This is a genomic window from Bacillus sp. TCT6, from assembly GCF_056033845.1.
Map to the genome: position 1 here is coordinate 5,045,252 of NZ_JBVYHX010000001.1, position 15,465 is coordinate 5,060,716.

The following is a 15,465-nucleotide window of genomic DNA, read 5'->3' on the forward strand; positions in this document are numbered from 1 at the left end:
AAAATATACATTTTGAAATGATGGCATTATATGAAAGAATTTAGTATCATGATTCAAGGTACTATTTCAAGTTGGACGGAGGATACTATGAGCTTATTAACAGTTGAAAAATTAGGACATACATTTGGCGATCGTACATTATTTAAAGATGTATCTATGCGATTATTAGCAGGTGAGCACGTTGGATTAGTTGGTGCAAACGGTGTTGGTAAATCAACATTTATGAATATCATTACTGGTCAGCTTATTCATGACGAAGGTCGTGTAGAATGGACACCAGGCACACATTACGGTTACTTAGATCAGCATACGGTTTTAACGCCTGGACGTACAATTCGTGACGTACTAGCGGATGCATTTTTACCGTTATTCGAAAAGGAAACAGCTTTAAATGAAGTTACAGAAAAAATGGGAACTGCTACACCAGAAGAACTAGAAGAACTTCTTGAGCAAATGGCAGAAATACAAGATGCACTTGAAGCAGGTGGTTTCTATTTACTAGATATGAAAATTGAAGAGGCTGCACGTGGTCTTGGAATTGATGCTATTGGTTTAGATCGTGATGTTTCAGCACTAAGTGGTGGACAACGTACAAAAGTATTGCTTGCAAAGCTATTACTTGAACAACCAGAAGTGTTATTGCTTGATGAACCTACTAACTATTTAGACGTTGAACATATTCATTGGTTAACAACTTATTTAAAAGAATACCCACATGCATTCTTATTGATTTCTCATGATACGGAATTTATGAACAAATGTGTTGATGTTATTTTCCATCTAGAATTCACAAAAATGACACGCTATACAGCGACATATGAAAAATTCCTAGAACTAGCAGAAATCAATAAAAATCAACATATAAACGCTTATGAAAAGCAGCGCGAGTTTATCAAAAAGCAAGAAGACTTCATTGCAAAGAACAAGGCTCGTTATTCAACGACAGGTCGTGCAAAGAGTCGTCAAAAACAACTTGATCGCATGGAACTTATTGATCGTCCGGAAACAGCAATCAAACCTGAATTCTCATTTAAAGAAAGTCGTGCAAGTAGTCGCTTCGTCTTTGAAGGTGAAAATGTAGAAATCGGATATACACATCCGCTACTACCAAAGTTATCAATGACAATTGAGCGTGGTGAAAAAATTGCTATTGTTGGATGTAATGGTGTTGGTAAATCAACGCTACTAAAAACAATCTTAGGTAAAATTAAACCTTTAAACGGTAAAACAAGTCTTGGTGACTTCTTAGAGCCTGCATACTTTGAGCAAGAAGTTAAAGCTGATAATATAACACCAATTGATGATGTATGGAATACATTCCCTGGCCTAGACCAGCATCAAATTCGTGCGATGTTAGCAAAATGCGGATTAAAAAATGAACATATTTCTCGTCCATTAAGTCAATTAAGTGGTGGAGAACAAGCAAAGGTTCGTTTATGTAAGCTAATGGGTGAAGAAAGTAACTGGCTACTATTTGATGAGCCGACAAACCATCTTGATGTTACAGCAAAAGAAGAACTTAAGAAGGCTATGAAAGCATATAAAGGAACAATTCTCCTTGTATGTCACGAACCGGAATTCTATGAAGATTGGATCACAAAGGTTTGGGATGTAGAAAAATGGTCTCAAAATAGTAAGTAATCTTTAATAAAAAACTCCTTGTGTAGACAAGGAGTTTTTTATTAAGAATTTTTTATATTGTAGTATCCTATAAGGCGTAAGCGAAATTCTTTTAATTCCGGATAAACCTCTAAATTTGCTAACATACCTCTAATTACCGGAATTCTTGGATTAAGCAATCGCATTTCCGCCTCTAAAACATCTAATGTTACTAGCAGCTCATCGTCCTCTAATTGATCAGCTAGAGTACGCTTAAATCCAATAATTTCTTTTAAAAAATGCTCTTTAACCTGTTCCTTAATGAGCTCTGATTTACAAAGAAATTCTCCAAGCTTTTCTTCGTGTAAAATAGGTTCTTCCGAAGATTCTACCAAGCCATCTACTAAATTATCTACTCTTTTTAAAATAAAAGCAGAGACGTAAGATAAATCAATTTCTGTTGCTTGTAAAATAATTAATTCTAAATACCCACGGCATATGCCTTCCACCATAATTACTAAATCCAATAAATATGGCATAATCTTTTCACCATAAATGGACAATAAACTATTTCGATAAAATGCATGAGACTCTAACTTCATCCGCATCATAAATTCTTCCACTTCTTTATTAAACGGAATCGCATTTTCTCTCGCATGCATAATAATAAACTCTTTATGCTTTTGTATATCATTAAACTGACAATGTAATTGTTTTGCAAATTTTTCACGTGGTAACAAAGACTCTTGCTCAATATCCAGCATTTTCTTTTGAATTTTGTCATAATAATATCGAAGTGTCGCTAATAAAAGCTCATCTTTTGATTTAAAATATAAGTAAAAAGCTCCCTTAGATATACCACTAGCTGTCACAATTTCCTGCACTGATGTCGCATTTACACCCTTAGTAGCAAATAACTTCATAGCCGATTCTATAATTAAACGCTCTTTTTCTTTCATATCTTCTCTCCTAAATTTAATCTCGCATCTTATTATGGATTTATTATACCATCTCTTTTTATTGACGATTGACCAACTGGTCAGTTATATTATGTATTAGACTGACCAGTTGGTCAATATAATACAAAGGGAGCGCAAACATGAACAAAATCATCAATTTCTCGTTAAAAAATAAGTTCGCAGTTTGGCTACTAACCATTATTGTTACTATTGCGGGAATTTACTCTGGCCTCAATATGAAGCTGGAAACAATTCCTGATATTACAACACCGATTGTGACAGTAACTACGGTCTATCCTGGTGCTACACCAGAAGAAGTAGCCGATAAAGTTTCAAAGCCGATGGAAGAACAACTACAAAATTTAAGTGGTGTTAACGTTGTTAGCTCATCATCTTTTCAAAACGCATCTTCTATTCAAGTAGAATACGATTTTGATAAAAATATGGAAAAAGCAGAAACAGAAATTAAAGAAGCTCTCACAAATGTAAAGCTCCCTGACGGTGTTAAAGACCCTAAGGTTTCACGAGTAAACTTCAATGCTTTTCCTGTTATTTCGTTAAGCGTAGCAAGCAAGAATGAATCTTTAGCTACCTTAACTGAAAATGTAGAGAAAAATATTGTACCGGGCTTAAAAGGACTTGATGGTGTTGCATCTGTTCAAATTGCAGGTCAACAAGTAGATGAAGTACAGCTCGTCTTCAAGAAAGATAAAATGAAAGAACTAGGACTAAGTGAAGATACTGTAAAAAATGTAATTAAAGGATCGGATGTATCTTTACCACTTGGCCTATACACGTTTAAAGACACGGAAAAATCAGTTGTTGTAGATGGCAATATTACAACGATTAAAGCATTAAAAGAACTCAAAATCCCAGCTATACCTTCATCACCTAACGGTCAAGGTAGTCAAAATGCTGGCGCTGGTGCACAAACGCCGCAAATGAATCCAGCTGCTATGAACGGAATTCCAACAGTTACATTAGACGAAATTGCTGAAATTAAAGAAGTTGGGAAAGCAGAATCCATTTCTCGAACAAATGGAAAAGAAGCAATTGGAATTCAAATTGTGAAGGCCTCTGATGCAAATACAGTTGATGTTGTAAATGCAGTAAAAGATAAAGTAAAAGATCTTGAGAAAAAATATAAAGATTTAGAGATCATTTCAACATTCGACCAAGGTGCACCTATTGAAAAGTCAGTTGAAACAATGCTAAGCAAAGCAATTTTCGGTGCTATCTTTGCGATTGTTATTATTATGCTGTTCCTACGAAATATTCGAACAACGTTAATCTCTGTCGTTTCAATACCACTTTCGTTATTAATTGCTGTTTTAGTCATAAAGCAAATGGATATTACGCTTAACATTATGACGCTTGGAGCAATGACAGTTGCTATAGGCCGTGTTGTTGATGACTCAATTGTTGTTATTGAAAATATTTACCGACGTATGTCGTTATCAGAAGAGAAATTGCGCGGAAGAGATTTAATTCGTGAAGCTACGAAAGAAATGTTTATTCCGATTATGTCTTCTACCATTGTGACAATCGCTGTATTCTTACCGCTAGGACTTGTAAAAGGTATGATTGGTGAAATGTTCTTACCATTCGCCTTAACTATTGTCTTCGCTTTATTAGCATCATTACTAGTAGCTGTTACAATCGTACCGATGTTAGCTCACTCTTTATTTAAGAAAGAGAGTATGAGAGAAAAAGAAGTACATCATGAAGAAAAACCAAGTAAATTAGCAAATGGGTATAAACGCATACTTGCATGGGCTTTAAATCACAAAATTATTACATCAAGTATCGCTGTCCTTCTATTAGTTGGTAGTCTCGCACTTGTGCCAGTTATCGGTGTAAGTTTCTTACCTTCTGAAGAAGAAAAAATGATTATCGCAACATACAAACCTGAACCAGGTCAAACATTGGAAGACGTTGAAAAAATTGCAACGAAAGCTGAAAAGCACTTCCAAGATAATAAAGACGTGAAAACAATTCAGTTCTCATTAGGTGGAGAGAACCCAATGAGCCCTGGTCAAACAAATCAAGCTATGTTCTTCGTTCAATATGATAACGACACGAAAAACTTTGAAAAAGAGAAAGAACAAGTCGTTAAAGATTTACAGAAGATGTCTGGCAAAGGCGAATGGAAAAACCAAGACTTCGGAGCAAGTGGCGGTAGTAACGAAATTAAACTATACGTTTACGGAGATAGCTCAGAAGACATTAAGCCTGTCGTAAAAGATATTCAAAATATCATGAAGAAAAATAAAGACTTAAAAGATATAGATTCTAGTATTGCAAAAACATATGCAGAGTACACTTTAGTCGCAGATCAAGAAAAGCTAAGTAAAATGGGCTTAACGGCTGCTCAAATTGGAATGGGACTTTCTAATCAACACGATCGCCCTGTTCTGACAACAATTAAAAAAGACGGTAAAGATATCAATGTATATGTAGAAGCTGAAAAACAAAATTATGAAACAATCGATGACTTAACAAATCGCAAAATTACAACACCACTTGGTAATGAAGTAGCTGTGAAAGATGTTATGACTGTAAAAGAAGGTGAAACATCGAATACAGTAACACACCGAGATGGACGTGTTTATGCAGAGGTTAGTGCCAAATTAATATCTGATGACGTTTCAAAAGCATCTACTGCAGTACAAAAAGAAGTAGATAAAATGGATCTTCCTTCTGGGGTAGATGTTTCTATGGGCGGTGTTACTAAAGATATTCAAGAATCATTCAAGCAACTTGGCCTAGCGATGTTAGCTGCGATTGCCATTGTATACTTCGTTCTTGTCGTTACATTTGGTGGTGCCCTTGCACCATTCGCAATTTTATTCTCGCTACCATTTACAATTATTGGGGCTCTTGTTGCCTTATTAATCTCTGGTGAAACATTAAGTGTATCTGCAATGATTGGTGCACTTATGTTAATCGGTATCGTTGTAACAAACGCAATCGTGCTTATCGACCGCGTTATTCATAAAGAAAATGAAGGACTATCAACACGTGAAGCTTTATTAGAAGCTGGTGCAACACGCCTTCGTCCAATTTTAATGACTGCAATTGCAACAATCGGTGCTCTTATCCCGCTTGCATTAGGATTTGAAGGTAGTGGCTTAATTTCTAAAGGACTTGGCGTAACGGTAATTGGTGGATTAACAAGTTCAACGTTATTAACACTTCTTATTGTTCCAATTGTTTATGAAGTATTAAGCAAATTTAAAAAGAAAAAAACAAAATAACAAAAAAATAACCTCGCTAACTGCGAGGTTATTTTTTATTTCCAAACAAGATTAGGAAATCGCCATAGCCTTCTTTCTCTAATTCCTCTTTTGGAATAAATCGAAGAGCTGCGGAATTAATACAGTAACGAAGGCCATTTGGTCCTGGACCGTCTGGAAATACGTGCCCAAGATGTGAATCTCCCTCTTTACTTCTCACTTCTGTACGTGTCATATTATGACTCACATCCATCTTTTCTTTCACATTTGCTGCCATCACTGGTTTTGTAAAACTAGGCCATCCACATCCACTATCAAATTTATCTAGAGAAGTAAACAACGGCTCACCTGAAACGATGTCTACATAAAGACCTTCCTCTTTATGGTTCCAATACTCATTTCGAAATGGTGGTTCTGTACCATTTTCCTGTGTTACATAAAACTGCATCTCATTGAGTTTTTCTTTTAAATGAACATTATCCTTTGGCCAATGTTGCTTAATAAAAATATCTCGTCCTGAGCCTTTACGATATAACTCATAGCGGAATGTGTTTTTCTTATGATATCCTTGGTGATATTCTTCAGCTGGATAAAATGTAGCTGCTGGTAGTATTTTTGTCGCAATTGGTTTCGAAAAGCGCCCACTCTGCTCAAGCTCTTCTTTTGAAGCTTCTGCTTTTTTATGTTGTTCTTCATTATGATAAAAAATCACCGTTTCATAAGACTGTCCGCGGTCATGGAATTGTCCCCCAATATCGGTCGGATCAATTTGTCTCCAATATATATTTAACAATTCCTCATACGGCATTTTATTTGCATCAAATGTAATTTGTACCGCTTCATAATGTCCTGTTGTTTCCGAGCACACTTCTTTATACGTTGGGTCCTCTTTATGACCGCCTGTATAACCTGAAACAACCTGTATAATTCCCTCCATCTCTTCAAATGGAGAAACCATACACCAAAAACACCCTCCAGCAAATGTAGCCAATTCTACCTTTTCATTTACAGCCATTACTTCACCCCTATTCTATATTCTCCTTACAGTATGTCATAAGAAACATAATGTTATAAAATAAAAAGCATCGAACATCGATGCTTTTTCTCTACTTCACTTTATTTTGTTCCAACATCCTTCTCCATTTCATCACTTGTCACATCTAAGACATCTAATAAGAAAATGAAAATTGGAATACCGATAATCAGTCCCCATACACCTAAGAAGTGCTCTGAGAAAATTAATACCATAAAAGTATAGAAAATCGGTAAATTTGTTTTTTGCGACATAAACTTCGGATTTAATACGTAACTTTCAAGCGCATGAATAACTGTTACGATAACTAAAATATAAACAACGTACATAATACCGCCAATATTGTAAGCAATCATACAAAGTGGGAATAACGAAATGATAACCCCCGCTACTGGAATTAAGCCAAGCAAGAAAATCATTAACGCTAAACCTAATAATTGTGGGAATCCTAATATCCATAATGCGATAACTGAAAGAACACAGTTAACAACAGCAATTAAAAATTGTGCTTCGATTACCTTTCCAAATGAACGTGCAAATTTCTTTCCGAAGTACTCAATTTCAGTATAGAAAATTGCAAGCCTGCTTTCTTTAAACTTTGCAGTAAAACCAACAATACGAGATTTTTCTAGTAAGAAAAACAAACTCAAAATTAAAGAAAGTAAAACTTGAAGGCCAAATTTACCAACATTCGTAATCGATTTATACAAAATGTCTACGCCTTGTCCTACATATTTAGAAAGCTCCATATGATTGACAGCATTAACTGCATACTTAATTAGTTCACTATCTGGTGGGTTTCTTAAAAATACATTGAATTGGTAAATCAGTTGTGAAATTTGTATCGTCAATACTGGTAAATATTTAAATAGCGTAATAGCAATTCCACCAATTAACATTACATATAGAAATGCTATAATAATTTTTCGATTAATAGGCATGAAATGATCTAATTTGCGGGAAATAAACTTTTGGAATCGATCCATTAAATACGTGAGAATAAACGTAATTAATATTAAATTCAACATACTTTGCAGCCCGTATAACACGAGAGCAAGTATTACTAATACGAGTAACCTCTGAAATCCTTTGCTTTGAAACAGGTTTTTTATTTGCATAATCGACGAATACTCTCTCCTGTCCTATAAACTAAAACGTTAATAAGTAGATTTCTCTCTCTTTTCTACTTTTAATTATTCATTCATATTAAGATTTTTATAAACTCATTATATGCCTACCTTAACAGGTATATAAGTAGCTTACTTCTTATTTTACAATACAATGACCTAATTCAAAACGTATTCTACATAGTATTAATGAAGATTTAAGGAAACTTACATTTTTTTAAATAGGTCTTACCACTACTGTAACATAAAAAGCAAGCTATCAGTAGAAATCTGTCCTACAAATAGCTTGCTTTTCTTATTTTTTAAGTAAGTTTTACTATCCAATGAATGGCATGAACATCGGGATGACAACTACTGTTACAACCCCAACTACCGTTACAGCAATACTTGCCATCGCTGCCTCTACCTCACCCATTTCAATTCCTACTGCAACTCCTAATGCATGGCCCGCTGTTCCAAGTGCTAAACCTTTTGCAATCGGATGCTTAACTCTAAATGTTTTTAAGAATAATGCCCCTAATGCGTATACGATAACTGCGTTGAAAATAACTGCAAACGATGTAATTGCTGGAATACCACCAATACTTTCTGAGATTGGTAACGCAATTGCTGTTGTTGCTGCTTGTGGTAGCATTGAATTCATTACTGCTGTATCTAAACCGATTGCTTTTGCAACAATGAACACGACAATTACTGAGCAAATAGATCCCACCACGATAGCCGATAAAATTTGCCACCAATATTTTTTCAACTTATCCACTTGTTTGTATAGTGGGATAGCGAATGCAATTGTTGCTGGTTCTAAGAAGAAACTAATCATTTTTCCGCCAGTATTATATTCTTCAAAAGTAAAGTTACCTACCTTTAGAAAGACAATCCCTAATACCATCGCTACAAATAATGGTGTAAATAAGAAGAATCCTTTTGAATGCTTGAATAATAACGTTCCGATCCCGTATGCGATTAATGAAACGACGATTCCGAAATATGGAGTCATTGTGCTTGCCATATTCATTACCTCCTAACAATATATAAATGCAATGGTTACGCAACCTTTCCGTGCTTGCGTCCTTTATTTACTACTTTCAATTCTTTTGTATCTTCTGTTTCTTTTTCATCTTTTCCTAAAATAAATTGTGCAAATAATCCTGTTACAGCTAGTAAAATAACTGTTGCTACAACAATTACAGTTAAAATTTGTACAAAATATTGTCCCATTACACCAAGAGAATTAATAACTGAAATACCTGATGGGACGAAAAGGAATCCGATAATACCTGTTAAAGCTGTTCCAAGTGATTCAACTTGCTCCAATTTAATAACTTTTAAACATAATAGACTAAATAAAATAACTAACCCGATTACCGATGAAGGCATCGGAATTGGTAAATGTGTTGCAATAATATTAGAAATTAACATAATAGCTGAGAATATGAATGCTTGTGATAAGAAACTGTATACTTTTTTCGTACTCATTTTGGCCACCTCTTTCGATTTGGTACCTTTATTGTATAAGATGTAAGTAACGAGGTAAGCGTTTACATAACAGAACGTCAAATATACAGAATCAGTTACAAATATAAAAGGATGAAATACAAAAGCTGCTTCTTAAATACGAAGCAGCTTCTTGAGTTCTTTGGCATATGTACGGCTAACAGGTACTTTCGATCCTTCTTTCATGATTAAATTATAAGTAGAATTGAACCATGGCTGAATTTCAGTAATATGATTAATATTTGCAATAAAGCTACGATGGACGCGCATGAAGTTTGCTTGTGGTAACTTCTTCTCTAAAATTACAAGTGTATCATGTGTTACATATGTTTCCCTCATTGTTTTTACTGTTACTTTCCCATCTACAAGCCCTACATATATAATATCTTCAATATTCACAAGTACGATTGATTCTTCAATTGGTAATGCTAATTTATGCATCTCTGCTGTTACATCTGTCCCCTTTATTTCGTGCTTCGTTTCTATTTGCGCTTGTTTTTGTTTTTTATACTTCTTTAATGTTTGCACAATACGCTCTTCATCAAATGGTTTTAAAATGTAGTCTAACGCATCTACTTCAAATGCTCGCAACGCATATTGATCATAGGCAGTAGCAAATACAATTGCAGGTGGATTTTTCATCTTCTTTAATATATTCGCGATTTCAAATCCGTTATCATCGGATAATTGAATATCTAAAAATACAATATCTGGTCTACATTGCATTAGTTCTTCTAATGCGTCTTCCACACAATCAGCCTCACCAACTATCTCAACTTCTTTCGTTCTCTCTAATAAATACTTTAGTTCATCACGTGCTAACATTTCATCGTCAACTACTAATACTTTTAACACCTAGCTCTTCCTCCCCTACTTTTTTTGGAATAATAAAGGTAATCTCCGTCCCTTTATTTAATTCACTTTCGATATGAAGCATGGTTTCTTTCCCAAATAACCCAATAAGACGTTCATTAATATTATATAAAGCTGTTCCAGTCCCTTTCTTTGACGAAACTACCATCTTTCCTAATTGTTCTAAACGTTCTTCCTCAATTCCCTGTCCATTATCTTTTACTTCAAAGTGAACCATACCCTCTTTTTCAAAAACATGCACTTCCACTTCACACACTGGTTGCTTCTTCGGAAAAGCATGTCGCAATGCATTTTCAACCAATAGTTGAAGAACAAATGGTGGTACTAAAGTTGTCTTTAGCTCATCCTCAATATACATCTTTACCTCATACTTATTTGGGAACCTTGCTTGTTCTAGTGATAAGTATGCCTGTACATGGTTTAATTCTTGTTCCAGTGGAATCAATAACTGACGTGCTCCTTGCAAATTACAACGGAAATACACGCTAAGCTGTAATAATAACTTCCTTGCTTTTTCTACATCTGTTCGGCATAAAGCTGATACTGTATTAATCGCATTAAATAAAAAGTGCGGGTTAATTTGCGCTTGTAATGCTTTTATCTCCGCATCTTGAAGTAATTTACTTTGCAACTCAGCTTCTCCTAACTCTAACTGCGTGGAGAATATTTTTGCTAACCCTTCTGCTAATTCTTCTTCAACGCGACTTAACTGGTTAGAATTTTTGAAATACAGTTTTAATGTCCCTATCGTATTTCCATGTGAAGTTAGTGGAATAACAATAGCGGCTTGTAAGGGACAGCCTTCATGTTGGCAATTAATAACCTCACGTGATTTCGCCTTCATTATTTGCCCTGTATGTAAAACTTCTTTTGATAAACCAGTTATTAAACTATGTGAAGGAATATGGTGATCTGATGCTAATCCAACGTGCGCTAATATTTTCTCTGTATCTGTTAAAGATACCGCATCTGTTCCTGTAAAGCGGTGAATAATTTGTGCCACATGCTTACACGATTCTTCTGTTAAGCCTTGACGAAAATACGGTAACGTTTTATCAGCAATACGCAATACTTTATGAGTCTGAAGTGCTTTTGCATTCTCCTCCTGACGCAAAATAGCTTGTATCATAGAAAGTAAAATAAAACTTCCAAAACTATTTACAAGAATCATCGGTATCGCTATTGTTTTCACAACGCTAATTCCATCCTCTATAATTAATAAAATCATAAGCATTTCTAAAGATACGATAAAAACACTTAAAACTGCTGAAAACTTAGGAGTAATTGTACGGTTATATTTTTTGAAAATATATCCGATATAACCAGTTATAATCCCCGCTAAAATAGAAGAGATTGCGCAACTTAGCGCTGTCGTACCACCAAGCATATAACGATGAATACCAGCAATAAACCCTACTCCAATCCCTACGATAGGGCCACCAAGTAAGCCGCTAATACCAACACCCATAATACGCGTATTCGCAATTGTACTTGACGAAGAAACACCTTGTAACCAATTTTCATTCATAATTGTATTTCCCGCTATTTCAATCCCAGTGTAATTGCTTACAATTGTAAATACCGAAAAAATACAAATAAGCTTAAGCTTATCTACATAGCCATCCTGTTTATGAAGGAGGCGCCTGAAAGTTTTAATATGAGAGAGTAAAAATCCTAAAATAACTATAAGTCCGACTCGTTCAATCATCATGAGTACTAAATTTAGCATCTTTGATTCATTCCTTTTTATTTAGTTAGTTTTATTATGGGAAAATAATGAAGCCGACGTCAAGAAGAACGAAATGTTTTTTGAAATATTTCACACATAATAACTTCCTCTTTATTTGACAATCCAATAGAAGAGTGCTAAAAATAAAGTAATATAATACAGTCCTTTAACCCAACCCCGTGAGGTTGAGAAGGAAGTCGGAATACAATATACGTATGTTCTTTTTTGGGGATACGTATGCTTTTTTGGCCTTCTCATCATATCAGGTGAGAAGGCCTTTTGTTATTCTTCCATAGCGACTGTAGAAAATAAGGTGGAGTAATAATGAACGTCACTACTGATGTACAACAAACAACAGAGGAGACGAAAGCGAAAAGGTATAAAACATTATTTGGTTCTGCGCTAGGATATGCAGCAGAAGGTTTAGATATGTTGCTATTATCTTTCGTACTTGTCTATATTTTAAAAGAGTTTCACTTAAGTCCTGTTGAAGGTGGAAACTTAACATTAGCTACCACAATAGGGATGTTAATTGGTTCTTATTTATTTGGATTTATTGCTGATTTATTTGGCCGTATTCGTACAATGGCCTTCACAATCTTACTGTTTTCACTAGCAACCGCACTCATTTATTTCGCAACAGACTACTGGCAATTATTAATTCTTCGCTTTTTAGTTGGAATGGGAGTTGGTGGTGAATTCGGAATCGGAATGGCCATTGTAACAGAAACATGGTCTAAAGAAATGCGCGCTAAAGCGACATCTGTTGTTGCACTTGGATGGCAATTTGGTGTACTGATTGCTTCACTCCTTCCAGCATTTATTGTCCCACACTTTGGATGGAGAGCCGTTTTCTTATTTGGATTAATTCCAGCTTTACTAGCTGTCTATGTCCGTAAAAGTTTAAGTGAACCGAAAATATGGGAGCAAAAACAACGCTACAAAAAGGAACTATTGCAAAAAGAAGCTACAGGTAAATTAACAACTACTGAAGCAGAACAACTAAAACATATAAAAAAATTCCCACTTCGAAAATTATTTGCCAATAAAAAAGTAACAATCACAACAATCGGTCTTATTATTATGTCGTTTATCCAGAACTTCGGATATTACGGCATCTTCACATGAATGCCAACTATTTTAGCAAATAAATATAACTATACATTAGCAAAAGCGAGTGGCTGGATGTTCATTTCTACCATCGGTATGCTAATTGGAATTGCAATCTTTGGTATTCTGGCTGATAAAATTGGTCGTCGTAAAACTTTTGCAATTTATTATATTGGTGGTACAGTATACTGTCTCATTTACTTCTTCTTATTCACAGATTCAACATTATTATTATGGGGAAGTGCATTGCTTGGATTCTTTGCAAATGGAATGATGGGAGGGTTTGGGGCAATTTTAGCTGAAAACTACCCTGCTGAAGCTCGCTCTACCGCAGAAAACTTTATTTTCGGTACAGGACGTGGGTTAGCTGGATTTGGGCCTGTTATTATCGGCTTACTCGCTACAGGCGGCAACCTGCTTGGAGCATTGTCCTTGATTTTTATCATCTACCCAATCGGGTTAATTACAATGCTAATATGTGTACCAGAAACAAAGGGAAAAGTATTAGATTAAACGTAAAAGAGGAAGCATCTTATTTAAGATGCTTCCTCTTTTACATTTTTATTTATTTTGATTTACTAGCCTTCTGAAATAAGAATGCAGTTTTATCTTCTTCTTTTACAATACCTTGTTTTAATGCTAATTCTCCCGCAACTTTAGGCGCTAACCATAGCATTGGGAATAATAAAATTGATACCGGAACTGCCGTCACTACGATAAACGATTGTAGCGCATTAATACTTCCTTCACCCATATATAAAAGAATTGCTGCAACTGCTCCCATAATAAGCGACCAAAAAATTCGCAAACTAATTCTAGGATCTCCGTCTCCAGTCACTGCCATTGAAATGGAATACGCCATTGAATCTCCTGTTGTCACTACAAATAAAATTGTTAATAAAAGAAATGCTGGTCCAATAATATTAGAAAGTGGCAATTGCCCTGTAATTGCAATCATAGCTGCCGGCATACCAGATTCACTTAATGCGTCCGAGATAGAACCAGGATTCATTAACTCATAAAACACACCTGATCCACCTAATATAGTAAACCAAAACGTTGTAATAATAGGTGCGATAATTCCAATTGCAACGATGATTTCTCGAATCGTTCTCCCTCTTGAAATTCGACTCACTAAAATTGCCATCATTGGTCCGTATCCAATAAACCATCCCCAGAAAAAGATTGTCCAAGACCCTAACCAACTTGTATCACCACGGTATGTGCTCATCGGTATAAACTCACTTACATAAAATCCAAACGAAGAAACAAACGAATCAATAATAAATCCACCTGGCCCAAATAGTAATATGAATGCCATTAACAAAATTGCTAATCTAACATTTAAATTACTTATAATTTGAATCCCTTTATCAATACCTGTTACTGCCGATATGGTAGACACGGCCACTACACAAACAATAATTGCCAATTGAGTAGTAAACACATCAGAAATTCCAAATAATTCTTGTAACCCATAACTTGCTTGTAAACCTAAAAATCCAATGGGGCCAATTGTACCTGCAGCTACTGCAATAATTGCAGCTGCATCAATTATCGTTCCAAGCAGGCTCTTTCCTAATTTTTTCCCAAAAATAGGATATAAAAGCGTTCGAGGTTTTAGCGGCATACCTTTATGATAATGTCCATACATCATAACTACCGCACTAATTGTACCTAAAATCGTCCATGCTAAAAATCCCCAATGCATATAACTTTGTGCTAAAGCAGGCATGACTGCTTCTTTCGTTCCAGCAGATATACCATCATGTATTGGTGGCACCGTCATCAAATGGTACATTGGCTCTGCTGCTGCCCAAAAAACGCCACCTCCTGCAAGTAATGTAGACATAATAATAGCAAGCCATTTTGCCGTACTAATCTCAGGTTTTTCTAATCCCCCAAGTTTAACTCTCCCATATTTGGAGAACGCCATACACATCGCAACAATAAATGTACCTAATAATAAAACTTGCCAGAAGGCACCAAAATATTTAATTGAAAAAGCGAAACTGTTATTAATCGCACTCTCTACATAATCCTTGTTCAAAAAAACTGCAATTACAAATAATAAAAGTGAACCACCGCTAATAATAAATACAGGCCAATCAGTTTTTCGACTCTTCATCCTCATTTACACTTCCTCCTTCCTCAGCAATCTAAAAAAACAACTTTATTATGTTTTATTGTTTAAACCCAAAACACAATAATTATATATGCATAACATTTTATCGACTTCCCACATACTTATGTTGTCCCTAAAAATATGCCAAATCCCTTATTAAAAAGAAAAAATCTCTTTCTC

The 15,465-nt window shown here is 35.1% G+C and carries 10 protein-coding genes and 1 pseudogene; 3 read left to right on the forward strand and 8 right to left on the reverse strand.

The features are described from left to right. Positions 1-87 precede the first annotated feature (87 nt). Complete coding sequence (locus AC0ONG_RS25920) at positions 88-1,641, forward strand: ABC-F family ATP-binding cassette domain-containing protein (RefSeq protein WP_002083531.1); 1,554 nt, start codon at positions 88-90, stop codon at positions 1,639-1,641. A 41-nt stretch (positions 1,642-1,682) separates the two neighbouring features. On the opposite strand, the gene AC0ONG_RS25925 is transcribed toward AC0ONG_RS25920, so the two are convergent. Then, positions 1,683-2,558: a TetR/AcrR family transcriptional regulator gene (locus AC0ONG_RS25925; protein ID WP_000659642.1), complete on the reverse strand. Its 876-nt coding sequence runs from the start codon at positions 2,556-2,558 to the stop codon at positions 1,683-1,685. Between the two features lie 140 nt (positions 2,559-2,698). Between AC0ONG_RS25925 and AC0ONG_RS25930 the strand changes: the two genes are divergently transcribed. Then, positions 2,699-5,815, forward strand: a complete 3,117-nt coding sequence (locus tag AC0ONG_RS25930; protein ID WP_001033479.1) for an efflux RND transporter permease subunit — start codon at positions 2,699-2,701, stop codon at positions 5,813-5,815. Between the two features lie 28 nt (positions 5,816-5,843). Here the strand turns inward: AC0ONG_RS25930 and msrB are convergent, their stop codons facing one another. The 6 genes from msrB to lytS all read right to left on the reverse strand — a co-directional run bounded on the left by msrB (position 5,844) and on the right by lytS (position 12,050). Continuing rightward, on the reverse strand, positions 5,844-6,809 hold the full coding sequence (gene msrB / locus AC0ONG_RS25935) for a peptide-methionine (R)-S-oxide reductase MsrB (protein ID WP_000290180.1): 966 nt from the start codon (positions 6,807-6,809) through the stop codon (positions 5,844-5,846). Positions 6,810-6,910: 101 nt separating this feature from the next. Further along, complete coding sequence (locus tag AC0ONG_RS25940) at positions 6,911-7,945, reverse strand: AI-2E family transporter (protein ID WP_001166011.1); 1,035 nt, start codon at positions 7,943-7,945, stop codon at positions 6,911-6,913. Positions 7,946-8,270: 325 nt separating this feature from the next. Continuing rightward, positions 8,271-8,963 (reverse strand): antiholin-like protein LrgB, encoded by a 693-nt coding sequence (gene lrgB, locus AC0ONG_RS25945; RefSeq protein WP_000168869.1) that lies wholly within the window; start codon positions 8,961-8,963, stop codon positions 8,271-8,273. A 35-nt stretch (positions 8,964-8,998) separates the two neighbouring features. After that, on the reverse strand, positions 8,999-9,430 hold the full coding sequence (gene lrgA, locus AC0ONG_RS25950) for an antiholin-like murein hydrolase modulator LrgA (RefSeq protein ID WP_000104901.1): 432 nt from the start codon (positions 9,428-9,430) through the stop codon (positions 8,999-9,001). A gap of 132 nt (positions 9,431-9,562) precedes the next feature. Further along, positions 9,563-10,303, reverse strand: a complete 741-nt coding sequence (locus AC0ONG_RS25955) for a LytR/AlgR family response regulator transcription factor (protein WP_000921847.1) — start codon at positions 10,301-10,303, stop codon at positions 9,563-9,565. After that, the gene (lytS, locus tag AC0ONG_RS25960; RefSeq protein ID WP_474204515.1) at positions 10,281-12,050 is read right to left on the reverse strand and encodes a two-component system sensor histidine kinase LytS; all 1,770 of its coding nucleotides are present in this window, start codon (positions 12,048-12,050) and stop codon (positions 10,281-10,283) included. The genes AC0ONG_RS25955 and lytS overlap by 23 nt, the downstream gene beginning before the upstream one ends. Positions 12,051-12,374: 324 nt before the next feature. On the opposite strand from lytS, the pseudogene AC0ONG_RS25965 reads away from it, so the two are divergent. Beyond that, a pseudogene (locus tag AC0ONG_RS25965) lies at positions 12,375-13,673 on the forward strand (MFS transporter). Positions 13,674-13,725: 52 nt separating this feature from the next. Here the strand turns inward: AC0ONG_RS25965 and AC0ONG_RS25970 are convergent. Continuing rightward, the gene (locus AC0ONG_RS25970) at positions 13,726-15,294 is read right to left on the reverse strand and encodes a BCCT family transporter (RefSeq protein WP_474204517.1); all 1,569 of its coding nucleotides are present in this window, start codon (positions 15,292-15,294) and stop codon (positions 13,726-13,728) included. Positions 15,295-15,465 lie beyond the last annotated feature (171 nt).

What these genes read in the sequence shown, in the direction of transcription:
- AC0ONG_RS25920 (WP_002083531.1), top strand. Translation starts at nt 88, where the DNA reads ATGAGCTTATTAACAGTTGAAAAATTAGGACATACATTTGGCGATCGT.
- AC0ONG_RS25925 (WP_000659642.1), bottom strand. Translation starts at nt 2,558, where the DNA reads ATGAAAGAAAAAGAGCGTTTAATTATAGAATCGGCTATGAAGTTATTT.
- AC0ONG_RS25930 (WP_001033479.1), top strand. Translation starts at nt 2,699, where the DNA reads ATGAACAAAATCATCAATTTCTCGTTAAAAAATAAGTTCGCAGTTTGG.
- msrB (WP_000290180.1), bottom strand. Translation starts at nt 6,809, where the DNA reads ATGGCTGTAAATGAAAAGGTAGAATTGGCTACATTTGCTGGAGGGTGT.
- AC0ONG_RS25940 (WP_001166011.1), bottom strand. Translation starts at nt 7,945, where the DNA reads ATGCAAATAAAAAACCTGTTTCAAAGCAAAGGATTTCAGAGGTTACTC.
- lrgB (WP_000168869.1), bottom strand. Translation starts at nt 8,963, where the DNA reads ATGGCAAGCACAATGACTCCATATTTCGGAATCGTCGTTTCATTAATC.
- lrgA (WP_000104901.1), bottom strand. Translation starts at nt 9,430, where the DNA reads ATGAGTACGAAAAAAGTATACAGTTTCTTATCACAAGCATTCATATTC.
- lytS (WP_474204515.1), bottom strand. Translation starts at nt 12,050, where the DNA reads ATGCTAAATTTAGTACTCATGATGATTGAACGAGTCGGACTTATAGTT.
- AC0ONG_RS25970 (WP_474204517.1), bottom strand. Translation starts at nt 15,294, where the DNA reads ATGAGGATGAAGAGTCGAAAAACTGATTGGCCTGTATTTATTATTAGC.